The following is a 25,156-nucleotide window of genomic DNA, read 5'->3' as shown; positions in this document are numbered from 1 at the left end:
CCCAGTTGTGTTTGCAACATTCAACCCAAGTTCGGGGTCGAAAATCAAATCGCATCGGCGTGTCGTTTCAAAGATTTTATATTTCCCGTGGGAGCCGAATCTTATGGTCCATATTTCGGATATCTGCTTGACTCAATCTGGACCCATGCCGTAAAGTACTGAAGTTGTCTTGGACCACGTGTCCGAATAAACCAGGGAGATTTGAAGTGAGCAAGCGCACCTTTCAGCCGAACAACCGTCGTCGTGCAAAGACCCACGGCTTCCGTGCTCGCATGCGTACCCGTGCAGGTCGTGCCATCCTGGCAGCCCGTCGCCGCAAGGGCCGCGAAGAGCTAAGCGCCTAAGGTTCTAACCTGCTTCCGCGGGCTCTACGCCTTCGTTCCGGAGGCGAAATTCGCGAGGTCGTAAAATCCGGCCAACGGTTTTCTAGCCCGTTGTTTACCCTTCACTACTTACCAAGTGAGACTTCTCAGTTTGCCGTAATAACTGGCCGCGTATTGGGGAATTCGGTCGTTCGAAATCGCATCAAGCGAAGATTATTGAATGCTCTTCGGCCAAAACTCTCCACGGAACTGAAGATCAAAGGGGTTTTCAGAATGCGGCAAGCGGCGTTTACCGCCAGCCCCGAAGAGTGGAGCGATTTTCTGGATCAGGCTCTAAAGCGAGTATCAAGTTGAAAGCGCTGTATTTTTTGAGGACTTTCCCAAGAAACTTTTTGATCGCCTTCATCCTGGTGTGGAGGAAGCTCATTTCTCCGCTTTATGGAGACGTATGCAGGTATTACCCCAGTTGCTCAGGCTATGGGCTTCATGCGCTTCAGCAGCATGGGGTTCTCAAGGGGGTGCCAATGACGGTTTGGCGGATACTGCGCTGCAATCCCTGGTCTCAGGGAGGCGTCGATGAGGTCAAGATCTCGAAGTCCCCAATTGTCGTTCGCAAGCTAGGATTTGTGAGTCTGAATCCTGATGAAAAGAAGAGGTAGCGGTGGATCTGCTTTGGCCGATTAAGTGGGCGATTGAGCTTGTGCTCGTCGGTTTTCACAACCTATTCACCCTTATGGGACTTGAGTCGGCATCTGGTGTTTCTTGGGTTCTCGCTGTTGTGGGTCTCGTGCTCGTGGTGCGCGCTGCGCTTATTCCAATCTTTGTAAAGCAGATCAAGAGCCAGCGCAACATGATGCTGGTTCAACCCGAGCTCAAGAAGCTCCAGGATAAATACAAGGGCAAGACAGACCGAGACTCCAGAGAGCGCATGGCTAAAGAGCAAATGGAGCTCTATAAGCGCACCGGCTCCAACCCTCTTTCCAGCTGTCTGCCACTATTACTCCAAATGCCAATCTTTACCGGGTTGTTTTTTGTGTTGAACGACGCGGGAAACGGTAAGTCTGGTGTTGGATTGCTGGACGCTGCTGGAGCAACCTCGTTCTCCTCCGCCGAGATTTTTGGCGCACAACTTTCTGACACCTTTTTTGGTAGTGACGAGCTAAACGTCAAGGTGCTTGCCGGAATCATGATTGTGCTGATGAGTGCATCTCAGTTCATCACCCAAAAGCAGATCATGGCCAAGAACCAAAACCCTGATGTTCAGAACAGCCAGTTCATGCAGACCCAGAAGATTCTGCTGTACGTGTTGCCATTGGTCTTTCTTTTCTCCGGTTTGACCTTCCCACTGGGTGTCATGACCTACTGGTTGGTCTCCAACTTCTGGACCATGGGCCAGCAATTCGTGGTCATTAGGAACATGCCAACCCCTGGCAGCCCTGCATTCAAGGAGCGCCAGGCCCGTCTTGCCAAGAAGGGCAAGCTAAAACTTGAGGAACCGACCCAAGAGTCGGCAGCTGAGGAGCCTAAGCAGCGCCAGCAGCCGGTTAGTAAAAATCGTGCGAAGAAAAAGAAGAAGTAAATGAGCAGAGAACAAGAGCTGGAACAAGAAGGCGAAATCGCAGCGGATTTCATTGAAGAATTCCTTGATACCGCTGACCTAGATGGCGACTTGGAGATTGAATTCAGGCAAGACCGCGTCTACATCTCAGTGACAAGTGAGGGCGATTCCAACCTAGGCAAGATTTCTGACCCATCGACCGTTGAGGCGCTTCAGGAGCTTACGAGACTTGCAGTGCAGGCGAAAACCGGGCAACTATCCCGTCTAATTCTCGACGTCGCAGGATCCCGCGAGGCAAAGAACCAGCAGCTCAAGGTGCTGGTTGAAAGAACCATCGCGAAGCTTGAAGAAACAGACAAACCTCAGCATTTGAAGCCGATGAGTTCATACGACCGCAAGCTGGTCCACGACATGGTTGGTGAAGCAGGGTTTGTTTCCGAGTCTGAAGGTCAGGGCAAGGAACGCCACATCGTCGTATCAAAGCCGTAATGTTTCACGTGAAACATGGGGGTAAGGTCCGTTGATCAACTTGGAATTTGAGCAGGAGCCTGGTGAGGCTGCGCTTGTCTTCGGTGATCAGATTGACAAGGCCCGCGCCTACACTGCTCGCTTAGCGCAGGATTCAGAGACATTCGGGCTACTGGGCCCGCGAGAGCTTCCAAGGATCTGGAGCCGTCACGTCATCAACAGTGCACTTCTTGTGGAATTGGTACCAAATGAGTCGCTGGTGGCAGACGTTGGTTCGGGGGCCGGTTTGCCCGGCATTCCGATGGCAATCGCAAAACCAAAATCACATTTCACCCTTATAGAACCTATGGAGCGGCGCGCGACCTGGCTGCAGACAGTCGTTGATGATTTGGGGCTGAGGAATGTAGACGTCATTCGTGCAAGGGCCGAGGAGGTTCAAAGGACCGACTTCGACATAGTCACCGCCAGGGCAGTGGCTGCGTTAGATAAATTGCTCAAACTCCTGACCCCTCTCACCAGGGGCTCGCAGCATCGAACCATTCTCGCCCTCAAGGGAAGTCGCGCCCCGGAGGAGATATCAGAGGCCCGACCCAGGTTGCAGCGTTTGGGATTTGGTGAACCTGAGATCATCACGCTGGGTCTGGGGATAACCTCAGAGACCGCGACGGTCGTTCGCATTATTCTGCAATGATTGGAGGACCATGCCAGATCAAGAAGCAGAGCTAACCGCGGTGACACCGGCCACAGTAACCCCAGGATTGGGTTATCCGAATAATCGCGAGGAAGTCTCACCAACGCCAATTGGTTGGCAGGGTTTACCGGTGGATGACATCGCACATGTTTCACGTGAAACATCGAAGGGTGAGTAACCGTGGAACCAATTCAAAACACACCCCTGCTTCGAGAGATGACGCTAAACAACGAGCGGGCCAAACGGGTAGCCGAAATTACCCTCGACCCCCCTTTGTCCACAAGGATCATCACCATTTCGAACCAAAAAGGTGGAGTTGGTAAGACCACAACCGCTGTGAATCTTGCGGCCGCCCTTGCCAGAAAAGGGATGGGTGTCCTCGTAATCGACCTAGACCCGCAAGGAAACGCATCAACTGCCCTCGGCGTAGAGCATCACAACGCGGTTGTTGGCAGCTATGAGGTCCTGGTTGATGGTGTACCGATGATTCAGGCAGTAAAACAGAGCCCCGAACATCAAAACCTGCTCTGCTTGCCAGCCACCATCAACCTTGCTGGAGCCGAAATAGACATGGTTTCTGTCCCAAATCGGGAAAGAATACTCTCTACCGCCCTAAGAGACTTCCTGGGGGAATCTGAGACCCCAATCCATTATGTTTTTATCGACTCCCCGCCTTCTCTTGGGCTTCTAACCGTAAATGCCCTGGTGGCTGCCACTGAGGTTTTAGTCCCAATTCAGTGCGAGTATTACGCCCTGGAGGGTGTGACCCAACTGATGGCCAACATTGAGCGCATCAAACTGGCGCTGAACCCTGAGTTGGCAATCGGCGGAATTTTGTTGACGATGTTTGACAACAGAACGAACCTCAGCAGTGATGTCGCAGCTGAGGTGAGGAAGTACTTCCCAAAAGAGACTCTCAACGCCACCATCCCTCGATCCGTAAGACTTTCAGAGGCTCCAAGCTTCGGGCAAACGGCAATTAGCTACGATCCGCGCAATACCGGTTCCCTGGCCTACCAGGAAGCCGCAATAGAACTTTCTCAAAGGGGAACAGGAATATGACCGACCAGAAGAAACCAGAGCGCAAGGGCGGACTCGGCAGAGGCATCGGATCTCTGATTCCCGGGGGCGATAGGGATGCGGTAGATGTGTTCTTCACATCGACCTCGGCCCAGCCCCTGGTGGAGGTTCCTGGGGCAAGATTTGTAGAGCTGAACCCGGCAGACATCGTCCCCAACCCTCAACAGCCTCGTTCCGTATTTGAACCCGAGGCTTTTGGGGAGTTGGTTCACTCGATTAGGCAGTTTGGTGTGCTCCAGCCAATCGTGGTTCGCCCGAAGGGTGCGGGCTACGAACTAATCATGGGAGAGCGACGCCTTCGGGCCTCTAAAGAGGCCGGTTTGGCAAAGATCCCAGCGATTGTGAGGGAAACCGCGGATGAGAACATGCTTCGCGACGCCCTGCTTGAGAACCTGCACCGCTCCAACCTGAACCCACTAGAAGAAGCGTCCGCCTACAAGCAAATGCTTGAAGATTTCGGTTCAACGCAGGAGGAGTTGGCAGATCGCCTCGGCAGATCTAGGCCACAGATCACCAATACATTGAGATTGCTTCGCCTGCCTCTGGTCGTCCAAACCAAGGTTGCCTCTGGAGTTATCTCCGCCGGTCACGCCCGGGCCCTGTTGGGCGCTCCTGACGACCAAACCATGATTGCTCTGGCTGAACGAGTGATTCGTGAGGGACTATCCGTTCGTAGTTTGGAAGAGGCTGTTTCAGGGGTCAAGGTAAAGCCGAACAGAGGCAAGATTGTGCCTGGCGGCAAGACCGACATGCTCAAAGAGCTCGCCGATTCGCTCGCCGAAAAGCTAAACACTGTTGTCAAGATTCAGCTTGGACGCAAAAAAGGCCAATTAGTGATCGAATTCGGCAATGTTGCGGATTTGCGCCGAATCATAAGTGAGTTTGACGCTAAGAACTAGGACCTAATGGCGGCGGTTGCTATCGACAGGTAAGCCTCTGACAGAGTCTCACCCTCGGCCAAAATCGCCTGCGGAAAGAGAGAAGTCTCCGTCATTCCCGGCGTCACGTTGGCTTCAAGGAACCACGGGGTCCCTTCGTGGTCAACAATTATGTCAACCCGACTCAGGTGCCTGAGCCTAAGAGCGCTGTGGGCCAGTAGAGCGAGCTCCGCAGCCCTCTCCAATTCTGTCGGCCTCAACCTTGCTGGGACATAGTAGTTAGTTTCACCGGGCACGTAGCGCTCTTGGTACCCAAATTGTCCACTGAACGGCTCAACCTCAACGGCTGGTAGTGCCCGGGCGCCGAAACCGAGGTCAATGACAGAAATTGCAAGTTCGGTGCCAGCCACAAACTTTTCGATTAGCGCATGGTCGCAATAAACGAAAGCGTCAACCATAGCCTTGGCGAACTGCTGAGCATTTTCAACTTTGCTGACTCCTTGAGCGGAACCGCTCATGGCCGGCTTGACCACCAGTGGGAAAGCAAGCTCGGCCGCAACTAGAGCCAAAACTGCCTCGGCGTTCAGCTCTCTAAAGGTTGATTTGGGGAGGGTAATTGAATCTGGAGTCTGTACCCCATGGCGCTTCATGATCACTTTTGCAGCTGGTTTGTTCCACGCGAGTTTCGCCCCGTCCGAATCAGAGCCAACAAAAGGGATATGGGCAAGCCTGAGTAGGTCTTGAAGCGAGCCATCCTCCCCCACAGACCCGTGGAGAGTGGACCATACGACATCTGGACGCGATGCCATCAGATGGCCAATGAGCTCATCGTCCGGCTCACGAATTTCGACCTGCGCGCCGGCATCTGTCAGCGCATCTGCAACTCGGCGACCTGATTTCAGTGAGACATCTCGCTCGTGAGAGATTCCTCCGGCGAGGATTAGCACGTGAGGTTTCACTGCTAAACCCTGCTGCCGAATGTGTCTAGCAAGTCCAACTGAAGGTTTACAACGTTTGAAAGTCGCTTGATACCAACCTTTACGTTCTCGGCCGTTGGGTGGGAGAAGCAGACTCGAATGTTGTTTGCACCTCGGCCATCGCCGTAGAAAGCTGTTCCAGGGGTGTATGCCACAAGCTCATTTACCGCTAGCGGCAGCATCTCTTTGCTGTTGAGGCCCTCAGGAAGAGTCAGCCACAAGAAGAACCCACCGGCTGGGTGAGTAGTCTCAACCCTAGGTAAATACTGGCCTAGAGCCTCAATTGCTGCGTCCCGCTTTGTTTTGTAAAGCTGGCGATAAGTTTCGATTTGGCCCTGCCAGTCAGTAATCGACAGGTACTCACTGATCAGCATTTGCGCGAATGTTGCAGGCGAAAGAATCGCAGACTCATTAGCCAGCACCAGCTTCTCCCTGATGGCTGGGGGCGCCAGGACGTAACCAACTCGGAGACCAGGGGAGAGGATCTTTGAGAAGCTACCCAGGTAAACCACGCCCTCATCGTCCATCGCCCTCATGGCCTGAGGCGGCTTCTGGTCGAAATAGAGCAGTCCGTAGGGGTTGTCCTCAATGATTAGGATTCCGCGCTCACGGCACACCTCAAGAACCTGCTGACGACGCTCAGCCGTTAGGGTCACCCCAGATGGGTTAGCGAAGTTAGGTACCAGGTACAGAAGTTTGACCTTTTTGCCCTGCTCGATGAGGCGGTCAGCCGCTTCAGCAAGAGCCTCAGGGGAAATCCCCTCGTTGTCAGTGAAAACGTGCTCGATGTGAGCCTCTTTGTGCCGGAAAATGCCCACTGCGCCGACGTAGCTGGGGGCCTCAACCAAAACCACATCGCCTTGATCGAGGAAGAGGTCGGCCAGAAGCTCCAGTGCGTGCTGACTTCCGGTGGTGATCATCAGATCCTCAACTGAGCCGTGAACGCCGTCTAAGGCCATGATCTCCTGGATCTGCTCCCGCAGTCGGACATCCCCCTGTCCGCCGCCATACTGAAGTGCATAATTACGACGGTTCGCCATCAGAGACTGGAAAGCCTGCTCGATAAGCTCGCCGTTGAGAGCAGAGACATCCGGCATTCCGCCTGCCAGCGATACAACCTCGGGTCTGGAGACCACGGAAAATAGCGCTCGAACTTCTGAAACTGAGAGATTTGCCGCGCGCGCAGCGTAAGCATGTTTCCATGCATCGAAGTTGGTAACACTTCCTGTGCGCAATTCAGCCATCTCAGCTCCCGGGTTTTAGCGATTAGCTTAGTTTCCCTATACCCAATTGGGCTAGTGCTGCGTTTGTTTAGGCGAGGTATTCGCTCAGTTCGGCCACAATCGCAGCTTTTGGCCTGGCTCCGACAAGTTGCTTCACCATTTGGCCGTTGTGGAAGACGCCCAGCAGAGGGATGCCGGTGACTTTGTAGTCCATCGCCAACTGACCCTCGAGGTCAACGTTGACTTTGACGATTTTCAGCTTGTCGTGGTATTCAGCGGCCATTTCCTCGAGGACGGGGGCGATCATGCGGCATGGACCACACCACTCGGCCCAAAAATCAACGATTACGGGCTTGTCAGACTTCAATACCTCTTGCTCAAACGAGGCGGTGGTTGCATCAACTGGTTTCACGTGAAACTCCTTAGTGACTTGCTAGGTAGTGCTCGGCATCCAGCGCTGCGACACAGCCGGAACCGGCAGCGGTGATGGCCTGACGGTAGGTGGGGTCAATGACATCCCCGGCGGCGAAGACGCCTGGGAGAGAGGTCCTTGAACTGCGACCCTCAACCTTGATAAAACGCTCTTCAGTTAGCTCTACCTGGTTCTCAACCAACCAAACCCTCGGGTCATTTCCAATAGCTATGAAAAGGCCATCTAGCGCCAGTTCGGATTTCGCACCTGTGACGGTGTCCTCCAAGACCACTCCGGTCAGTGACCCCTCACCTTGAAGCTCTGCGACGGCCGAGTTCCAAATGAATTCAATCTTTGGGTTGTCAAAGGCGCGCTGCTGCATGATCTTTGACGCTTTTAGGCTCTCGCGACGGTGGATTACGTAGACCTTGGAAGCGAATTTCGTGAGGAAGTTGGCCTCTTCCATAGCGGAGTCTCCACCACCCACGACGGCGATGGTCTTTTCGCGGAAGAAGAAACCGTCGCAGGTGGCGCACCATGAAACCCCGTGACCACTGAGCTCTTTTTCCTTTGGAAGACCTAGCTCACGGTAGGCGGCTCCGGTGGAAATGATTACAGTCTTCGCCTCGAAGGTTTCGCCGGAACCGGTTTTGACAATCTTGACGTCACCCTTGAGGTCAACCTCAACGACATCATCAAACAGAATTTCGGTCCCGAAACGCTCCGCTTGTGCCTGGAAGTTGGCCATTAGGTCCGGACCCATAAGTCCCTCAGGGAAGCCCGGAAAGTTTTCAACCTCGGTGGTTTTCATTAGTTCGCCACCGGGCTCAACACTTGAGGCGATCATCAGGGGGTTGAGCTGAGCGCGTGCAGCGTAGATTGCTGCCGTGTAGCCCGCAGGCCCCGAACCGATAATGATGACCTCGCGCATTGCACTCCTCTTTGCCTCAAAAACATAGATAAGCATCTATTTATTCCAATTTATCGCCTAATTACTCTCAGCGACGACTAGTTAACCTAGCCTTCAACTGCCGCTGAACCTCGCGTAATTCGGAAACTCTGAACAACCACAGCAGCAAAACATATGTGAATACCATCGCCCCACCAACCGCAATGGCGCTCAAGACCGCGCTAAAGACCTTGTCAACCGGGAAATCCCCTGGACCCACCCCACCAAGCAACCAAAGAACTCCGAGACCAACGCCAGTTGAGGGCAGCGCCGCCAGCAAGAAACCGAACAGTGACTTTAGAACGCCAGATTCCCCCATTGAGCCAATCCTCTTGCGGAGCAGCGAATAAGCAATCGCACCTTGGATCAGCACGGTCGTCGCGGTAAGAAGCGAGAGGGCGACAACCAACCACTGCTTATCTGCCACCACACCCAAGGTGAGTGACCCGGCGATGTGAATCGCAATTTGAATGCTCGTGAAAATAAAAGGTGTTTTGGTGTCTTCAAGAGCGAAGAATGCTCGCTGCATCATGTAGACAAAGCTGAACGGCACCAGACCAACCATGAGCGCGATGATCACATTTCCCAGTGCGATGGTCGCCTGGTATTCGCCAACAAAGACCCTAGCCATGGGGTAGGCCAAGACCATCAGTGTCGCGCTTGAGATAACGCTGACCAGGGCGATGACCCTGAGGCCCGTGGTCAGGTCTGTTTTGAACTCAGGCATTCGGTCAGCCGCAGCATGCTGCGCCATGCGAGTGAAATAGGCGGTGGCAACGGAGACAGTGACTACCGAGTGCGGCAGCATGAAAATTAGCCAGGCAATCGAGGCGGCGGCAACGGATGCCACCGCGAGCCCCGAATCTCTTCCGGCCACCGCTGTTGAGGCAACGGCAGTCTGCACCAGACCACCAATTTGAGTTACCAGAACCATGGCTAGTGACCACGAGGCCGCCTTCAGGCCGGGCCTTAGACCAAAACCGCGCCAGCGGAAGTTCAGATTTAGCTTGAGCCCAATCTTTCGCCAGCTCAGCAGCAGAATCAGTGCCTGGGCTGCGACTCCAGCGGTTGCGCTGCCTGCCAGCAGGGCCACCTGGTCCGCCCCCCAACCGGAAACTGATCTGGAGCCTGTGGGGTCGGCCCCAAAGATCAGCACAAAGAAGCCCAAACCGGCAATTGAAACCACATTGTTTAGCACCGGTGCCCACATGAATGGACCGAACTCACTTCTTGAATTCAGAACCTCGCCGAGAATCGAGTACAGGCCGTAAAAGAACAATTGGGGTATGCACCAGTAGGCAAAGGCCGTCGCCAACGCGAGCTGATCAGAGTCCCATCCCGAGGTGTAAAGCTGAACCAGCAGGGGAGCGGCCAGGGTGAAGGCAACGGTAACCAGGAAGAACACCGTAATTGCCAAAGTCACAAAGCGGTCGACATAGCCTTTTCCACCGTCCGACATTGCCCTGGCTCGAACCAACTGGGGAACTAAAACCGCGTTCAGGACCCCGCCCACGATGATGGCGTAGACGTTGTTGGGAAGCTGATTCGCAACGCCAAAGGCGTCGGCGGCGTCCGTGGTAACCCCAAGTGCCGCGGCGAGTAAAACCGCTCTGGCGAAGCCCAAGATCCTCGAAACAATGGTGCCCGAGGCCATAATCATGGAGCTTCGAGCAACGCTGCGCTCAGTCACTGGCTCTCCGGCGGAACTTCAGTACGGTGCGGAAAATACCAACCACGATCAGGGCAAACATTAAAAAACCAAAGCTCACGAGTAAAAACAGCTCAACGTCGTAATTTACGTTTACCTGCAGCAGCTCGCTCTCGCCAATCTCCCTGCCGTCTTGCTCCAGCCATACCTTCAGCTCTACTGGACCGTTTGCAAGCGCTCGAACCGGAATCTCTGCTAGCTGGCTGCTGCCTGCCGGGATGGTGACTTCGGTTGTGCTGAGGATTTCGAGTCGGAAGGTGGTGCTGGCCCCATTCAGGGTCACGGTCTGGGTTTCGAGTGAGTCATTTTTTATGGTGACCGGGATGCGGCCATCTCGAGCAACCAGGTTGATTTCGCTGCCGGGGACAATGTAGAGCTCGGAAGTTTCGGCTTGGGCCGGTGACACCAGAGCAAGCATGGTGAGCACCAGAGCTAATAAACGTTTCAACTCAGAATCTCCAGTGCTCGCTCGGCAATTTTGCGCTCGTTTTCGTGTGCTAACACCTCTTCAAGCTTCTCAATCTCAAACCATTTCACGTCCAGCACCTCGCCGGTTGGGTCTCCTTGAAAGCTCAGCTCCCCCGAAACCTGCTTTAGAAGGTAGTGGTGGACTGTCTTGCGAATGCGTTTGGGTCCGATTTTGAAGCTGTAGCTGATTTCACCGATTTTTTCTAGAACCTCGCCGTGGAGTCCGGTCTCTTCCCGAACCTCGCGGATTGCAGTCTGCAGATAGTTTTCTCCAAGTTCCACGTGACCCTTGGGGATGCACCAGTCCATCCCGCCACCGCGGTTTCGATGAGAGATCAGAGCGACCAACCTTGGGTTTTCCGCGTTTACGATCAAGCCCCCGGCCGACACCTCGGTCACTGAGTAGGGGCGAGCGATTCTCATGTCCCAACTCTACTTTGTGAGCTGTGGCAAGCTAGTGCCCATGCAAAGCGTTGCCCAGGCGATGGCCAATCTCCAGCAGAATACCCAGAACCAGCTGCTGGATCGCCTCGGCGCAGCCTTTGAGGCTGCTGGTTTTGAACTATCGCTGGTCGGTGGCCCAGTGCGCGATGCAATTCTCGGCAGAGTTGCGCCAGATCTGGATTTCACCACTAGCGCCAACCCCGATCAAATCCTAAAAATCGTTAAGCCCCTGGCCTCCGCCACCTGGGATATCGGTCGCGAATTTGGCACCATCGCCGCCCAGATCGGGGAGGAGAAGGTGGAGATCACCACCTACCGAGCGGACAGTTACGATCCGGTTTCCAGAAAGCCAACCGTTAGCTTTGGCGACAACCTCGAGGACGACCTGGTTCGGCGAGACTTCACCGTGAATTCGATGGCGCTGCGCCTACCCTCCAGAACTTTCGTTGACCCACACCAGGGTCTGCGAGATCTTCTGGGTCAAACTTTGAAAACACCTTCCAAACCAGAGATTTCATTCTCCGACGACCCCTTGAGAATGATGCGGGCGGCAAGGTTCGCCTCGCAGTTGGGCTTCGAAATTGAGCCGGAAACCTTTGAGGCAATGGCTCAGATGGCAGACCGCATCGAAATCATCTCCAATGAGCGAGTGCGCGACGAATTGACCAAACTCTTGCTTTCCTCAGACCCCCGCCCCGGCCTTGAGGCTCTGGTCGACAGTGGAATAGCCCAGCGCGTCCTTCCCGAGCTACCTGCGTTGCGGCTCGAATTAGACGAGCACCACCACCACAAGGATGTCTACCAACACACCCTCACCGTGGTGATGCAGGCAATTGACTACGAGAAGGACTACGGCCTCAACCCTGATTTGGTGCTTCGCCTGGCAGCCCTGCTGCACGACATCGGGAAACCAGCGACCAGAAGACTCGAACCCGGGGGTGCTGTCTCGTTCTACCACCACGATGTGGTGGGGGCAAAGCTTGCAAAGAAGCGCCTTACGGAGCTGCGCTTTGACAACGACACCATCAAGGCCGTGGCAAAACTCATTGAACTTCACCTGCGGTTCTTTGGTTACTCAGACCAGCAGTGGAGCGACAGCGCAGTTCGCCGCTACGTCAGAGACGCGGAAGACCAGCTAGTAAGACTGCACGCTCTAACCAGGGCAGATGTAACAACCAGAAACCGCCGAAAGGCTGAGCGCCTGGCCCACGCCTATGACGACTTGGAGCAGCGCATTGCTGTTCTTGCTGAGCAAGAGCAACTTGATGCGATGCGGCCCGAGCTGGATGGGCAGCAAATCATGGAGATTTTGGACATCAAACCCGGCAGAGAGGTTGGAGAGGCCTATAACTTCCTGCTCGAAATCAGGCTTGATGAGGGTGAGATCGGCTTTGAAGAGGCAAAAAAGCGCTTGCTTCAATGGTGGCAAGCCAGATAAACTTCCAAGGTTGCCTAGCGCAACTTCAATGCAATATACCCTCCTGCCATGGAAAGACCATGGCCGCTCTAGACCGAAGGAGGTGGGTGAACTATGCATAACTACGAGGTGATGGTCATTTTGGACCCTCAACTTGACGACCGCACTGTCGCCCCAACTATCGACAAGTTCCTACCGGCGATCACCAACAATGGTGGCACCGTGGACAAGGTTGACATTTGGGGTCGTCGTCGAATGACATACCAGATTCAGAAGCACTCCGAGGGTGTCTACGTTGTCGTCAACGTGACCTCCAGCCCAGCTGCGGTAACTGAGTTTGACCGCCAGCTGCGCCTAAACGAGGCAGTGCTGCGAACCAAGGTTCTTCGCCTAGAAGAGGCTGTTTTCAGCATCAACCCAATCGAGTTCGTTCCTGAGGACAAGCCTGCACGTGCACCACGCGGCCCTCGCTCAGGCGGCAAGCGTCCATCGGGTCCTAGGAGCAACTAGTGGCGGGCGAGGTTAGCGTTACCATCGTGGGCAATCTTGCCGACGACCCGGAGCTTCGCTACACCCAGGGCGGCGTGGCAGTTGTTTCTGTCCGCGTTGGCTCAACCCCCCGCACCCTCAACCGCTCAACCAACGAGTGGGTAGACGGCGAAACCGTATGGGTTCGTTGCACCGCATGGCGTGAGGCAGCAGAGAACGTCGCTCAGTCCCTAACCAAGGGAACTCGAGTGGTGGTAACAGGTCGCCTAAAGGCACCTTCTGCTTACCAGAGCGCCCAGGGAGAGGCTCGTGCATCGCTCGAGCTCGAGATCGATGAAATCGGTCCATCTCTGCGCTATGCAACCGCATCCATCACCCGTCGCTCCCGCGAAGGTGGCCCAGCTCAGGTCGAGTCCCCTTGGGGCGAGGCTAAGGCTTCAGCTTCAACCGCTGACGCCTGGGCAAACCCAGCCACCCAAGCTGTTGACGAAGCACCGTTTTAGAAAGAATTCAAGGAGAAATAAATGGCAGGAAAAGGAGCTGACCGCCGCAAGGCTCGCATGAACTCAAAGTTCGCGAAGCTTGCCCCGGTCAAGACCATCAAGATCGAGGTCATTGATTACAAGGACGTCGCCACACTACGCAAGTTCATCTCAGACCGCGGCAAGATCCGCGCTCGTCGCATCACCGGAGCATCGGTGCAGGACCAGCGCAAGATTGCTACGGCTATCAAGAACGCCCGAGAGATGGCCCTGTTGCCATACTCCGGTGCAGGACGCTAAGGAGCACCCCCATGTCGAAGCTAATTCTGACCAATGAGGTCTCCGGACTGGGTTCCGCAGGCGATGTCGTTGAGGTCAAGGACGGTTACGCACGTAACTTCCTGATCCCAAACGGCCTTGCTGTGGTCTGGTCCAAGGGTGGCGAAAAGCAGGTCACCTCAATTCGTGCAGCCCGTCAGGCTCGCGAAATCGCTTCCGAGGAAGACGCAAAGGCTGTAAAGGCCAAGCTTGAGGAGAAGCCGATCCGCATTGCGGTCAAGGCTGGAACCAACGGCCGTCTGTTCGGCGCAGTCAAGACCACCGACATTGCTGAGGCTGTCGTAGCCCTCGGCATCACCGGTGTTGACAAGCGCAAGATTGAGCTTTCCTCCCAGATCCGTACCTTGGGTGAGTACGAGGCAACCGTTCGCGTGACCGGTGACCTAGTTGCTCAGCTCAAGCTGCAGGTAGTTGCTGCAAAGTAACGAGAACCTTAACGAAACGGCCCGGTAACCCCGGGCCGTTTTGCATTTTTTGCAGAAAATGCGCCAGGTTATCCACAACCCTCAGGTTGAGGTTTAGAGTTTTCCACTTTAATTCCTCCACAGCTACAACCCGCTTATTTACTGGCCTACCAAGAAGTTATCCACAGTTATCCACAGAGTTTCCACAGTTATTCACATGCAACATCGGCGTGTTTCCACAGAGTTATCCACAGTTATCCACAGACCGGTTTGAAAGTTAATTGTCGGTAGCCCAAGCTATACAGGTCGCAAGCTGTTACTGGAGGTTTTTATGACGATGTTGGCACCAGTGCCTGCGGCAGATCCTAGGGTCGCACCCCACAATTTAGACGCTGAGCAGTCCACCTTGGGTGGCATGTTGCTCAGTCAAGAGGCCGTCGCTGAGGTTTTTGAGGCAGTATCGGGTGTCGACTTCTACGCTCCCAAGCACGAGCTAATCTTCAATGCCATCCTCTCGCTCTTTGGCAAGGGCGAACCAACCGATGTCATCGCCGTCAGTGATGAGCTCAATAAGCAGGGAAATCTTCTAAAAGCCGGTGGAGCGGATTACCTGCACTCCCTAACCAGCTACGTTCCAACCGCAGCCAATGCCAGTTACTACGCCAAGATCGTGGCCGACAAGGCCATTCTTCGCAGGCTGATCGAGGCCGGAACCCGAATTGCTCAGTCAGGTTACGACAGCCAAGGTGAGGTGGAAGACCTGGTTAACCAGGCCCAGTCAGAGATTTACAGGGTTTCGAGCATGTCCTCGAAAGAGGATTACGTTCCCCTGAGCGACTCAATCGAGGCTGCAATTCACGAGATTGAGGGGGCGCAAAAGCGCGGCGGTGAATTGACCGGAGTCCCAACGGGCTTCAGCGACCTAGATGCCTACACCCACGGCCTTCACCCCGGACAGCTAGTCATCGTGGCGGCTCGACCAGCGGTGGGTAAGTCAACTTTCGCCCTCGACCTAGCGCGCAATGCCTCCGTAAAGCACAACAAGGCAACAATCTTTTTCTCCCTTGAAATGGGTCGCGCCGAGATTGCCATGCGCCTGATGAGCGCGGAATCCTCCATCTACCTGCAGTCCATGCGCAAGGGAACAGTGACCGACGCAGACTGGACCAAGTTGGCAGCCGTTCGCGGTCGTATCAACGATGCGCCGCTCTACATTGACGACAGTCCAAACATGTCCCTGGTTGAGATCAGGGCCAAGTGCCGCCGCCTGGCTCAGCAGGTTGATCTCAAGATGGTGGTAATTGACTACATCCAGCTGATGTCCAGCGGAAAGAAGGTCGAGTCTCGCCAGCAGGAGGTTTCAGAATTCTCTAGAGCCCTGAAGCTTTTGGCCAAGGAGCTAAACATCCCGGTGGTTGCGCTCTCGCAGCTCAACCGCCAGGCGGAGCAGGCCAAAGACAAGCGTCCTGAGCTTTCACACCTGCGTGAATCGGGATCTCTGGAGCAGGATGCTGACGTGGTAGTCCTATTGCACCGTGAGGGCATCTACGAAAAGGATCACCCCAGAGCGGGAGAAGCCGACCTCATCCTTGCCAAGCAACGAAATGGCCCAACGGGGACGGTTACCGTTGCGTTCCACGGGCAGTACTCACGCTTTGTAAATATGCCAAGCTAGGCCCGTGCGAATTCAACAGTCCATCAGAGCGGCAGTTAGCTTTGCTCTGGGAATTTTTATCACTTTTAGCCAGTCTCACAGCGCTGAAATTGGGCTGATTACCCTCGGGGTATACGGGCTAATTCTCGGTATTGGCTTGGCTGCAACGGTATTGATTCAGGGCAAGGCAGCTGGTTTGCAGGAGTTGCCGACCGCAACGCTCGCCACTTTGGTTGGGGTTTTTGCTCTTTTGGCGATTAGTACCTCAGACGGTCAGCAGGCGGCGTTCAAGGCTTTGGTGGCTGCCTGGGGACTTATCTACGGAGCTTTCGCCCTCTACCAGGCTCGGCGCTGGGGATTCTCGGACCTTCTCGGAAGAGATTTTTTGATAAGCGCCATCTTCGCACTGCTACTTGGAGCGCTATTCCTGGCGGTTGACCTGGATATCGTTAGCGCGGTTGGATTCTTTGGCGCCTATCTAGCGCTTGATGGTGTTCACCTGGGTATCGCGGCCGCAACTCCGAAGTCGAAGTAGGCTTTGAGGGTGAAGCGTTTTGCAAATCTAAAGAGCTACCTGGTCTTTTCCCTCATCGCAGCTGCATTTTCAGCTGCGATTGTTTACTACGGAACCAGAATTCCTGAGACCACGATGATTTGGGCGCTCATCACCTTTATCGTCTCGATCGTGATTGTTGCAACCATTGACTTGATGGTTAAGCACGATGATCAGGACCCAAACAAACCAAAGCTTCGATAACTAGCTGAGGAATTGCGTCAACTTGGATGCAATGCCGGTGTAGCGATCTGGCTTAAGTGCCATCAAGCGCTCCTTGGTGGCATCGGGTATGTCCAGGCCTTTGATGAACACCAGAAGGTCCTCTTCAGAGATCCGCTTGCCCCGAGTGAGCTCCTTCAAAAGGGCATAAGGATCGGAGATTTGGGATAGCCCGCGAGCCACGTCGGCCCGTATAGCCGTCTGAATGGCTTCACCGAGCACCTCCCAGTTTTCCATGAGGTCGCCCAGCATTACCGCCTCGTTGATAGCTAGCTCGTCCAGCCCGCGAATCAGGTTGTCTAGCGCCAGGAGCGAGTGTCCAAAACCAACCCCAATGTTGCGCTGAGCACTGGAGTCGGTCAAATCGCGCTGCAGCCTTGAGGTGACAAGGGTTTGGGAGAGCGAATCCAGGATGGCGCAGGATAGTTCCAGGTTTGCTTCGGCGTTCTCGAAGCGAATCGGGTTCACCTTGTGGGGCATGGTTGATGAACCGGTTGCCCCGGCAACTGGAATCTGCTTGAAGTAGTTCAGCGAGATGTAGGTCCAGATGTCCGTCGCAAGGTTGTGAAGTATACGGTTGGCGTGGGAAATGGCCTGGTAGAGCTCGGCCTGCCAGTCGTGGGACTCAATTTGTGTGGTGAGCGGATTCCACTCAAGGCCAAGGTGCTCAACAAAGCTCTTGGATTCGTTAGCCCAATCCACCTCGGGGGCTGCCGCGATGTGAGCGGCGAAGGTCCCGGTTGCTCCGGAGAACTTGCCCAGGTATTTCTGATTTTCGATTCTGGACAGCTGTCGATTGATTCGGTGGGCGAAAACTGCAATTTCCTTGCCCATGGTGGTCGGGGTGGCGGGTTGGCCGTGAGTCCTGGAAAGCATCGGGACATCTTTGAGCTCTCCGGCAATCCTGCTCAACTTGTTGGAAAGGTCTCGGGCCCTGGGCAACCAAACGCTAGAGACCGCCTCGCTTACGGTCAGTGCGTAAGAGAGGTTGTTGATGTCTTCGGAGGTGCAGGCAAAGTGGACCAGCTCGCTGAGGTCATTTCTGCCCAGACGCTCAAGCGCAGTCCTGATGAAGTATTCAACTGCTTTGACGTCGTGCCTGGTGGTGGCTTCGATTTTGGCAAGCTCCTCAACATCCTGGTCTGAGAAGTTTGTTGCCAGAGACCGCAGTGCAGTTTTTTCTTCGTCAGACACCTTGCTTGAGGTGTTCAGCAGGTCTTTATCTGCGAGCCAGATCAACCACTCGATTTCCACTTGAATCCTGGCTCGGTTCAGACCGGCCTCGGAAAGGTAGTTGCCTAGGTCTTTCACCTGAGCGCGGTAGCGACCGTCAAGGGGGCTTAGGGGCTGTGCAGAAAGATTGCTCACGAGCACATTTTGCCCCATTTAGGTGAGAAAACCCCTTGGGCTTACCAAACTGCGAGAAAGTGCGAACTACTTAATTCTCAGGATTCTCAGCACACTGCGGGTTAGGAAGCTGGCAATTGACATCACGATGGCGGCCAGGATTGCCCAGCCAAGGGATGCGATGCTCAAACCTTCCTGGGTGAAGCCCTCGATGCTAAAGACATTTGCACCCAGCAGGCTTGAGAGCCAGGCAACCATCAGCAGTAGAGCTCCATTGATAACAAAGGCAATCAGCCCAAAGGTGATGATGTAGAGCGGAAAAGCCAAGACCTTGATAACCGGGGCGATGATGGCATTCACCAGACCGAAGATGGCACCAATCACCAGGAAAGATCCGATGGTTTCCCAAAGGCCATTACCGCCGTAGGGGGTGAGGGAAACCTGAGGGATGACCAGGGTCGCCACCCAAAGACCAACGGCATTAACGATTGTGCTCACTAGAAAACGCAACATGGCTCCATTCTCCACCGTGACGGGCTAAATTAGCTTTCGTGACCCAAGACTCTTCCGCGCCGATGCTTCAGTTGCTCGCGCCGGATGGGACCTACGGTGTCCCCAAGGAGTATGCCCAGTACGGCGCCATCATCGATTCGCTGGGTGAAGATCAGCTCAAAACCTTTTACCGAGACATGGCACGCATTCGTCGCTTTGACATTGAGGCCATCGCACTGCAGCGCCAGGGGCAACTAGGGCTCTGGGTTCCAGCCATCGGCCAAGAGGGCGCTCAGATTGGTTCGGGTTATGCCGTTGGTCCAAATGACCACATCTTTCCCTCCTATCGCGAGCACGGGGTGGCAATCACTCACGGCGTTGAGCTGATGTCGATTTTGAAGATGATGCGCGGGGTGAACCACGGCGGTTGGAACCCCGAGGAGACCCGATATCACCTCTACTCAATCGTGCTGGGAGCCCAGGTGCTGCACGCGGTTGGCTATGCGATGGGCGTTAAGTTTGACGGTTTGGTGGGAACCGGGGATAAAGATAAGGACCTGGCCGTCATCTCATACTTTGGTGATGGTGCTACCGCCGAGGGTGACGTCTCGGAGTCCCTACTCTTTGCGGCCATCAATGACGCCCCAATCGTATTTTTCATTCAGAACAATCAGTGGGCGATCTCTTCACCGGTATCGAAGCAGACCAGGGTCCCGCTTTACCTGCGCGGCTCCGGGTTCGGAGTTCAGGGCATGCGGGTCGACGGCAACGATGTTTTGGCCTGCTACGCGGCAACCAAATTGCACATGGATCAAGCCAGGGCTGGGCAGGGACCCTATCTGATTGAGGCTTTGACCTACCGCGTTGGCGCCCACACCACAAGCGATGATCCGAGCAAATACCGTGAAGATGCGGAAGTTGAGTACTGGAAAGCCCGTGATCCGATTGAGCGCTTCGAGAAGTTCCTGCGCCGTCAGGGGGTTCAGGACTCATTCTTCGAAGAGGTGAAACTGGCGGGTGATGAATTAGCCGCTGAGATTCGCGCGCAGACATTTGCCCTGGGCATTCCGCCACTTGAAAACATCTTCGACCACGTCTACACCGACACTCACCCGGACATCGAAAACCAGAAGGCCTGGCTCAAGGCCTATGAGGAAGCGATGGGTCAGCATGAGTAGCTACAAGGACCTTGCCATCGCTAAGGCCTTGAACGCAGGGTTGCAAAAGGCAATGCAGGAAGATCCCAAGGTTTTGGTTTTCGGTGAGGATGTTGCCCAGCTGGGCGGAGTGTTCCGAGTTACCGAGGGACTGCACACAGAATTTGGCGACCAACGAGTCTTCAACTCACCGATTGCAGAATCCGGGATCGTTGGAACCGCCATTGGTCTTGCGATGCGCGGGTACCGCCCGGTGGCAGAGATTCAGTTCGATGGCTTTGTTTACCCGGCCTTCAACCAGATCACCAGCCAGCTGGCTAAGCTGACCTACCGCTCCGAGGGATTCCTTCAGATGCCGGTGGTGATTCGAATTCCATTCGGTGGCGGTATCGGCGCGGTTGAGCACCACTCAGAGAGCCCTGAAGCTTACTTCGCTCACACCGCAGGCCTCAGGATCGTCTCGCCCTCAAACCCAAACGATGCCTACTGGATGATTCAGCAGGCAATCAAGAGCCCGGATCCAGTAATCGTCTTTGAACCCAAGCGCCGCTACTGGCAGAAGGGTCCGGTCAACCTGGACACCCCGGCAATGCCGCTGCACTCCGCCCGACTAATGCGCGAGGGCACCCAGGTGACGCTCTTGGCCTACGGCCCCATGGTCACCACAGCCCTTCAGGCAGCTGAAATTGGGGCCGAAGAGGGCGTGAGCATTGAGGTGATTGACCTCAGATCGTTGTCCCCGATTGATTACCCAACCTTGTTTGCCTCAGCGAATAAGACCGGACGCGTGGTGATTGTCCACGAGGCACCAACCAACGTCAGCCTCTCGAGTGAAATCTCAGCCAGAATCGCTGAGCACTGCTTCTACTCGCTTGAAGCACCGGTGATTCGCGTGGGAGGATTTGACACACCTTACCCAGCTGCCAAGCTGGAGGAGGCCTACCTGCCGGATGCCGACCGCATTCTCGAGGCAGTCGATCGCTCACTGGCTTACTAGGAGGAATGTTGACTATCGCGAAGTTTCCCCTGCCAGATGTCGGCGAGGGTCTAACCGAGGCTGAGATTGTCTCCTGGAAGGTCGCCCCCGGGGACCAGGTCAGCGTGAACCAAACCATCTGCGAAATTGAGACCGCAAAGTCAATCGTTGAGTTGCCATGCCCGTTCGCCGGTGAAGTTACTGAACTGCTGTTTGCCGAGGGTGACACGGTTGAGGTTGGCAACCCAATCATTGCAGTCCGGGTTGCCGGTGCCAGCCCGATTCCCACCCTCAGTGAGCCGGATGCTCCTGCTGGTCCAGTGGTCCAAGAGCCCGACACCGGTGCCGAATACAAACTTCCAACCCTGGTTGGCTACGGTGATGCCGGGGACGCCAAGTCTCGCCGAAAGCGCGCCATTGCATCGGTCGCCCCGGTGACCACAGCTATCCCGGTCTCCATGGTCAGGGCTATCGCCTCGAGTGAAAACATCATGGCCAAACCCCCGATTCGAAAATTGGCCAAAGAACTCGGGGTTGACCTCGGGATGGTCGCGGGAACCGGTGTTCACGGGGAAATTACTCGTGATGACGTAATCGGCTCAGCCTCACAGGCATCGGTCTTCAAAAACCTCACCACACCAGATGTCCCATCTGAGCGTGAAGAGCGAATTCCAGTCAAGGGAGTGCGTAAGGCGATTGCCAGCGCAATGGTCAAAAGCGCATTCACTGCCCCTCACGTCAGCATTTTTGTAGATGTTGATGCAACCAGAACCATGGAATACGTCAAACGATTGAAGAACTCGGTTGACTTTGCAGGCATCAAGGTCACTCCGCTTCTGATCATGGCCAAGGCCATGATCTGGGCGGTTCGGCGCAACCGAATGGTTAATTCAACCTGGACCGACGAGGAAATCATCGTCCACAACTTTGTGAACCTCGGAATTGCCGCCGCTACCCCCAGGGGATTGATTGTTCCAAACATCAAGGATGCGGATGCAATGAGCATGATTGAGCTGGCTCAAGCGATTGAGCAGCTTGCAGCCACCGCTCGAGAGGGAAAGACAACCCCCGAGGATATGCGCGATGGAACCATCACCATCACCAACATCGGTGTGTTCGGAGTTGACACCGGAACTCCGATTTTGAACCCAGGTGAAGTTGGCATAGTTGCGCTCGGCTCGATTCGGAAGAAGCCCTGGGTGGTCGACGATGAGATTGTTGTGCGCCAGATCACGACCATTGGGGCCACTTTTGACCACCGAGTAGTTGATGGCGATGTGGCATCAAGGTTTGTGCAGGATGTGGCTAGCGTCATCGAGGAGCCGGCACTGCTGCTTGACTAATTGCAATTGACAATCATTTTCAATAAGCGTTAGTCTTGAACCATGAAGAAATGGTTATTGGGCGGCATAGCGGCCTTAGTGGTTGGTCTCTTGGCTGCTTTTGTGGTTGGTCCGATCCTTTTTGGTCCAAAACCAACTGAATCTGCCTCCCCAAACTCTTCCCCCTCGGTCACCCGTGAGGGCGCCACCGGCGTCGTGAAGGTTCTCGCGACCACCAGCGTCTGGGGCGATATCGCCAAGCAACTGGGCGGAGACTGGGTCGAGGTCACTGTCATTATCAGTGATCCACTGCAGGACCCACATTCCTATGAGGCCAGTGCCAGAGACCAGTTGGCAGTCAATGACGCAGAGTTGATTGTGATCAACGGTGGCGGGTACGACGAATTTATCAAGGCTCTCATCAATGCCTCAGACGAGGTGAAGTTTGTCCAACCGGCTTACTCGGAGCTCAGCACGGGAGAGGAGCCCTCCCAGCACGCTCACGAGCATGAAAACGAACACGTTTGGTATGACTTTGAGGCCGTTGCTGAGTTCTCCGAGGGCTTTGTCTCCGCGATTGGGGAGCTTAGGCCAGAAGCCTTTGATGACCTGAATCAAAACTACGACTTCTTCATGTCGGAGCTGGACAACCTAACGATTCGCAGTGAGGCACTTCGCGACCATGCCTTGGACCAGGGCGTTATTGCGACCGAGGGGGTCGGAAACCTACTGCTTGAGCACTCTGGGTTTAGAAACCTAACCCCAGAGGCTCTAGCTGACGCCATTGAGGAGGAGAGCGAAGTTCCACCTGCGGCGCTCGCCGAGACCCGCTCCCTGATCGAAAACGGATTGGTTTCACTGCTGGTTACGAACCTGCAGGTCAGCGATCAGGTTTCTGAGCAGCTGACTGAGCTCGCCGAGAAAAACGGTATCCCAGTGGTTCAACTGAGTGAGCTGATTCCCTCGCCAGACATGGACTACCTGGACTGGATGAACCAGGTCTTGGACCAGCTTCAAGAGGCTGTCTACTAGTGAGTTTGCTGAGCATCAGGGGTGCCTCGCTCGCCTTTGGCGAGCGGATAATTTGGCAAAACCTGAGTTTTGAGGTCGAACCGGGAGAATTCATCGCGGTGATCGGAGCCAATGGCTCGGGCAAATCCATGCTCCTGAAGAGCATCCTCGGTCAGCAAGAGCTTTCGGCTGGTTCAATCACATTTGACGGCAGCTCCTCTCGGAGAGGTAACACCAAGATTGGCTACGTTCCGCAGCACCGAGCAATTGATGCGGGCTTGCCGCTGAGGGTCAGCGACGCCGTTCGCTTTGGCCTGGATGGCCATCGTTTTGGAATTCCCTTGCCTTCCAGCACTGCAAGGGCCAGGGTGCTCAGCGCCCTGGAGTCGGTTGACGCCGCTCACCTCGCGGAAAAGCCGGTGGGTGGCCTCTCGGGGGGAGAGATGCAGCGGGTCCGGGTGGCTCAAGCCGTGATATCAAAGCCCAAGCTGATTCTCGCCGATGAGCCCCTGAGCGCCCTCGACCTGCACCACCAGCAGGAAGTCAGTCAGCTGATTCACGAGCAGAGCGAAAAAAACAACACCGCCGTGTTGTTTGTGACTCACGACGTGAACCCGATCATCGACTACGTGGACCGAGTGCTCTATTTGGCGCAGGGATCATTCGCGATTGGCACCCCAGATGAGGTTTTGCGCTCCGAGGTCCTCTCGGAGCTTTACGGAACCGAGATTGATGTGGTTAGGAATCAGGGCAGGGTTGTCGTTCTGGGTGCTCACGATCACGATCACCACGAAGACGAGCAGTGGCGCTGATGAACCTCACCGATGTATTTGATTTCTCCGATTACGACCGGCTTATCCCGCTGGTGGCTAATTCGCTCTGGGCGGGAGCACTCTTGGCACTAATCGGTGGGTTGGTTGGCGTTTTTGTGATGAATCGTGAGTTGTCCTTTGCCGTTCACGGCATCGCCGAACTTTCCTTTGCCGGGGCGGCAATCGCGCTCCTGATCGGGTTTGATGTGGTGTTCGGTTCGGTTTTTGGGTCGCTTCTAGCCGCATTGATTCTGGCTGTGATGGGTGATCGAGCTAAGGACAGAAATTCCATAGTTGCGGTGTTGATGCCCTTCGGCCTTGGTTTAGGCATCCTCGCCCTCGCCCTCTATCCCGGCCGAGCAGCAAACAAATTCGGCCTGCTAACCGGGCAGATTGTTGCTGTTGATGACCCGAAACTTGCCGCCATGGCGGCGATCGCGCTGGTTGTCACAGTCAGCCTTATGGTTATTTGGCGGCCATTGAGTTTTGCCTCACTGGATCCCGAGGTTGCCGCAGCCAGAGGGGTCTCGGTTCGCGGGCTGGGCATTTTGTTTATGGTGCTGCTTGGACTTGCGGTGGCAGCTGCGGTTCAGGTGGTTGGGGCGCTACTGGTTTTGGCAATTTTGGTCACACCGGCCGCAGCGGCTCTTAGGTTGAGCAGCAGCCAGGTGTGGGTTCCGGTGCTGAGCGTGCTGTTTGCTTTGGTTTCTATGCTGGGCGGGATTCTCCTCGCCCTGGGCAGCTCGCTGCCAATCAGCCCATTTGTCACGACCATTTCCTTTGTGATTTACCTGACGGCAAGGGCTATAGCGGCGCTGCGCACCAGGGCGGTGATCGCATGATTCAAAAGCGTTCCACCTGGCAAAAGACGGCGGTTCGTGAGGCATTGGAAGCTACTCCGGGGTTTGTCTCAGCTCAAGAGCTCTACCAGCAGCTATTGCTTCAGGGTCAGAAGATTGGCTTGACCACGGTTTATCGAGCGCTTGCAGACCTAGCCCAGCAGGGTGAGGCCGATGCATTGAGTTCAGCGGACTCCGAGACCAAGTATCGAAGCTGCACCACCGAGCATCACCACCACCTAATTTGCAGGCGTTGCGGGGTAGCGGTGGAGTTTGAGCTTCCCGGATTTGAGGCTGCTGCCGAGGCGCTGGCGGGCAAAGAGGGCTTCACGCAGGTAAGCCACACCATTGAGCTCTATGGAATCTGTGTGAACTGTGGCGTGTCAGATTGATTTTTCTGAACTGGGACTTGCTTTATTGCCTAGACCTCTCCTAAACTTGGGGGGTTGCTCGGGCCTTGG

Annotated in this window: 33 protein-coding genes; 24 read left to right on the top strand and 9 right to left on the bottom strand. The window is 55.1% G+C overall.

Annotated elements, in window-relative coordinates; translation table 11 throughout:
* Positions 1-206 precede the first annotated feature (206 nt).
* Genes rpmH through HRU87_RS07065 form a run of 9 tightly spaced genes read left to right on the top strand, consistent with a single transcriptional unit; the run spans position 207 to position 5,019 of the window.
* Positions 207-344 carry a 50S ribosomal protein L34 gene (rpmH, locus tag HRU87_RS07105; protein ID WP_173494197.1) on the top strand — a complete coding sequence of 46 codons (138 nt, stop codon included), beginning with the start codon at positions 207-209 and terminating at the stop codon, positions 342-344.
* A 9-nt stretch (positions 345-353) separates the two neighbouring features.
* Positions 354-677 (top strand): ribonuclease P protein component, encoded by a 324-nt coding sequence (rnpA, locus tag HRU87_RS07240; protein WP_173494299.1) that lies wholly within the window; start codon positions 354-356, stop codon positions 675-677.
* Complete coding sequence (gene yidD, locus HRU87_RS07095) at positions 632-982, top strand: membrane protein insertion efficiency factor YidD (protein WP_173494196.1); 351 nt, start codon at positions 632-634, stop codon at positions 980-982. Before rnpA ends, yidD begins: the two co-directional genes overlap by 46 nt.
* Positions 983-984: 2 nt before the next feature.
* The gene (gene yidC / locus HRU87_RS07090; protein WP_173494195.1) at positions 985-1,902 is read left to right on the top strand and encodes a membrane protein insertase YidC; all 918 of its coding nucleotides are present in this window, start codon (positions 985-987) and stop codon (positions 1,900-1,902) included.
* Positions 1,903-2,370 (top strand): Jag family protein, encoded by a 468-nt coding sequence (locus tag HRU87_RS07085; protein ID WP_173494194.1) that lies wholly within the window; start codon positions 1,903-1,905, stop codon positions 2,368-2,370.
* A 31-nt stretch (positions 2,371-2,401) separates the two neighbouring features.
* Complete coding sequence (gene rsmG, locus HRU87_RS07080; RefSeq protein ID WP_246247276.1) at positions 2,402-3,040, top strand: 16S rRNA (guanine(527)-N(7))-methyltransferase RsmG; 639 nt, start codon at positions 2,402-2,404, stop codon at positions 3,038-3,040.
* A gap of 10 nt (positions 3,041-3,050) precedes the next feature.
* Positions 3,051-3,218, top strand: a complete 168-nt coding sequence (locus HRU87_RS07075; RefSeq protein WP_173494193.1) for a hypothetical protein — start codon at positions 3,051-3,053, stop codon at positions 3,216-3,218.
* A 38-nt stretch (positions 3,219-3,256) separates the two neighbouring features.
* Positions 3,257-4,102, top strand: a complete 846-nt coding sequence (locus HRU87_RS07070; RefSeq protein WP_173494297.1) for a ParA family protein — start codon at positions 3,257-3,259, stop codon at positions 4,100-4,102.
* Positions 4,099-5,019: a ParB/RepB/Spo0J family partition protein gene (locus HRU87_RS07065; RefSeq protein ID WP_173494192.1), complete on the top strand. Its 921-nt coding sequence runs from the start codon at positions 4,099-4,101 to the stop codon at positions 5,017-5,019. Before HRU87_RS07070 ends, HRU87_RS07065 begins: the two co-directional genes overlap by 4 nt.
* Here HRU87_RS07065 and HRU87_RS07060 read toward each other — a convergent pair.
* From HRU87_RS07060 to HRU87_RS07030, 7 genes are all read right to left on the bottom strand, one after another.
* Positions 5,016-5,957 (bottom strand): D-alanine--D-alanine ligase family protein, encoded by a 942-nt coding sequence (locus HRU87_RS07060; RefSeq protein WP_246247271.1) that lies wholly within the window; start codon positions 5,955-5,957, stop codon positions 5,016-5,018. The genes HRU87_RS07065 and HRU87_RS07060 overlap by 4 nt on opposite strands.
* Before the next feature lie 2 nt (positions 5,958-5,959).
* Positions 5,960-7,219 carry an aminotransferase-like domain-containing protein gene (locus HRU87_RS07055; RefSeq protein ID WP_173494191.1) on the bottom strand — a complete coding sequence of 420 codons (1,260 nt, stop codon included), beginning with the start codon at positions 7,217-7,219 and terminating at the stop codon, positions 5,960-5,962.
* A 67-nt stretch (positions 7,220-7,286) separates the two neighbouring features.
* Positions 7,287-7,610, bottom strand: a complete 324-nt coding sequence (gene trxA, locus HRU87_RS07050) for a thioredoxin (RefSeq protein ID WP_173494190.1) — start codon at positions 7,608-7,610, stop codon at positions 7,287-7,289.
* A gap of 10 nt (positions 7,611-7,620) precedes the next feature.
* A complete protein-coding gene (gene trxB, locus HRU87_RS07045) occupies positions 7,621-8,541 on the bottom strand; it encodes a thioredoxin-disulfide reductase (RefSeq protein ID WP_173494189.1) in 921 nt (306 codons plus the stop codon).
* Between the two features lie 67 nt (positions 8,542-8,608).
* A complete protein-coding gene (gene murJ, locus HRU87_RS07040) occupies positions 8,609-10,249 on the bottom strand; it encodes a murein biosynthesis integral membrane protein MurJ (RefSeq protein WP_173494188.1) in 1,641 nt (546 codons plus the stop codon).
* The gene (locus HRU87_RS07035; RefSeq protein ID WP_173494187.1) at positions 10,242-10,715 is read right to left on the bottom strand and encodes a DUF6049 family protein; all 474 of its coding nucleotides are present in this window, start codon (positions 10,713-10,715) and stop codon (positions 10,242-10,244) included. Before HRU87_RS07035 ends, murJ begins: the two co-directional genes overlap by 8 nt.
* Entirely contained in the window at positions 10,712-11,158 is a 447-nt protein-coding gene (locus HRU87_RS07030; RefSeq protein ID WP_173494186.1) for an NUDIX hydrolase, read from the bottom strand. Before HRU87_RS07030 ends, HRU87_RS07035 begins: the two co-directional genes overlap by 4 nt.
* Before the next feature lie 40 nt (positions 11,159-11,198).
* On the opposite strand from HRU87_RS07030, the gene HRU87_RS07025 reads away from it, so the two are divergent.
* From HRU87_RS07025 to HRU87_RS06990, 8 genes are all read left to right on the top strand, one after another.
* Positions 11,199-12,617, top strand: coding sequence for a CCA tRNA nucleotidyltransferase (locus HRU87_RS07025; RefSeq protein ID WP_173494185.1), 1,419 nt, complete (start codon positions 11,199-11,201; stop codon positions 12,615-12,617).
* Between the two features lie 93 nt (positions 12,618-12,710).
* A complete protein-coding gene (gene rpsF, locus HRU87_RS07020) occupies positions 12,711-13,106 on the top strand; it encodes a 30S ribosomal protein S6 (protein ID WP_173494184.1) in 396 nt (131 codons plus the stop codon).
* Positions 13,106-13,588 (top strand): single-stranded DNA-binding protein, encoded by a 483-nt coding sequence (gene ssb / locus HRU87_RS07015; RefSeq protein ID WP_173494183.1) that lies wholly within the window; start codon positions 13,106-13,108, stop codon positions 13,586-13,588. Before rpsF ends, ssb begins: the two co-directional genes overlap by 1 nt.
* 21 nt (positions 13,589-13,609) lie before the next feature.
* A complete protein-coding gene (gene rpsR / locus HRU87_RS07010; RefSeq protein WP_173494182.1) occupies positions 13,610-13,867 on the top strand; it encodes a 30S ribosomal protein S18 in 258 nt (85 codons plus the stop codon).
* A gap of 11 nt (positions 13,868-13,878) precedes the next feature.
* Positions 13,879-14,331: a 50S ribosomal protein L9 gene (gene rplI / locus HRU87_RS07005; protein ID WP_173494181.1), complete on the top strand. Its 453-nt coding sequence runs from the start codon at positions 13,879-13,881 to the stop codon at positions 14,329-14,331.
* A gap of 310 nt (positions 14,332-14,641) precedes the next feature.
* Entirely contained in the window at positions 14,642-15,985 is a 1,344-nt protein-coding gene (gene dnaB / locus HRU87_RS07000; RefSeq protein WP_173494180.1) for a replicative DNA helicase, read from the top strand.
* 4 nt (positions 15,986-15,989) lie between these two features.
* Positions 15,990-16,499, top strand: a complete 510-nt coding sequence (locus tag HRU87_RS06995) for a hypothetical protein (RefSeq protein WP_173494179.1) — start codon at positions 15,990-15,992, stop codon at positions 16,497-16,499.
* 9 nt (positions 16,500-16,508) lie between these two features.
* Positions 16,509-16,721, top strand: coding sequence for a hypothetical protein (locus HRU87_RS06990; RefSeq protein WP_173494178.1), 213 nt, complete (start codon positions 16,509-16,511; stop codon positions 16,719-16,721).
* Here HRU87_RS06990 and purB read toward each other — a convergent pair whose 3' ends face one another.
* Both purB and HRU87_RS06980 read right to left on the bottom strand, forming a co-directional pair.
* On the bottom strand, positions 16,722-18,107 hold the full coding sequence (gene purB / locus HRU87_RS06985) for an adenylosuccinate lyase (RefSeq protein ID WP_173494177.1): 1,386 nt from the start codon (positions 18,105-18,107) through the stop codon (positions 16,722-16,724).
* 66 nt (positions 18,108-18,173) lie between these two features.
* Positions 18,174-18,599: a phage holin family protein gene (locus HRU87_RS06980; RefSeq protein ID WP_173494176.1), complete on the bottom strand. Its 426-nt coding sequence runs from the start codon at positions 18,597-18,599 to the stop codon at positions 18,174-18,176.
* A 62-nt stretch (positions 18,600-18,661) separates the two neighbouring features.
* Here HRU87_RS06980 and HRU87_RS06975 point away from each other — a divergent pair, with 62 nt between their 5' ends.
* From HRU87_RS06975 to HRU87_RS06945, 7 genes are read left to right on the top strand one after another with little or no spacing between them, the layout of a single operon-like run.
* The gene (locus HRU87_RS06975) at positions 18,662-19,756 is read left to right on the top strand and encodes a thiamine pyrophosphate-dependent dehydrogenase E1 component subunit alpha (protein WP_173494295.1); all 1,095 of its coding nucleotides are present in this window, start codon (positions 18,662-18,664) and stop codon (positions 19,754-19,756) included.
* Positions 19,749-20,732: an alpha-ketoacid dehydrogenase subunit beta gene (locus HRU87_RS06970; protein WP_173494175.1), complete on the top strand. Its 984-nt coding sequence runs from the start codon at positions 19,749-19,751 to the stop codon at positions 20,730-20,732. The genes HRU87_RS06975 and HRU87_RS06970 overlap by 8 nt, the downstream gene beginning before the upstream one ends.
* An 8-nt stretch (positions 20,733-20,740) precedes the next feature.
* On the top strand, positions 20,741-22,054 hold the full coding sequence (locus HRU87_RS06965) for a dihydrolipoamide acetyltransferase family protein (RefSeq protein ID WP_173494294.1): 1,314 nt from the start codon (positions 20,741-20,743) through the stop codon (positions 22,052-22,054).
* A gap of 42 nt (positions 22,055-22,096) precedes the next feature.
* The gene (locus HRU87_RS06960) at positions 22,097-23,065 is read left to right on the top strand and encodes a metal ABC transporter solute-binding protein, Zn/Mn family (RefSeq protein WP_173494174.1); all 969 of its coding nucleotides are present in this window, start codon (positions 22,097-22,099) and stop codon (positions 23,063-23,065) included.
* Positions 23,065-23,856 (top strand): metal ABC transporter ATP-binding protein, encoded by a 792-nt coding sequence (locus tag HRU87_RS06955; RefSeq protein ID WP_246247266.1) that lies wholly within the window; start codon positions 23,065-23,067, stop codon positions 23,854-23,856. The genes HRU87_RS06960 and HRU87_RS06955 overlap by 1 nt, the downstream gene beginning before the upstream one ends.
* Positions 23,856-24,698, top strand: coding sequence for a metal ABC transporter permease (locus tag HRU87_RS06950; RefSeq protein ID WP_173494292.1), 843 nt, complete (start codon positions 23,856-23,858; stop codon positions 24,696-24,698). Before HRU87_RS06955 ends, HRU87_RS06950 begins: the two co-directional genes overlap by 1 nt.
* On the top strand, positions 24,695-25,087 hold the full coding sequence (locus tag HRU87_RS06945) for a Fur family transcriptional regulator (RefSeq protein ID WP_173494173.1): 393 nt from the start codon (positions 24,695-24,697) through the stop codon (positions 25,085-25,087). Before HRU87_RS06950 ends, HRU87_RS06945 begins: the two co-directional genes overlap by 4 nt.
* Positions 25,088-25,156: the final 69 nt, after the last annotated feature.

Origin of the sequence: Aquiluna borgnonia (assembly GCF_013283855.1) — a bacterium.
In the GTDB taxonomy this organism is placed as follows: Bacteria; Actinomycetota; Actinomycetes; order Actinomycetales; family Microbacteriaceae; genus Aquiluna; species Aquiluna borgnonia.
The sequence above is the reverse complement of the archived record's forward strand: the minus strand, read 5'-3'. Positions and strand labels throughout refer to the sequence as shown.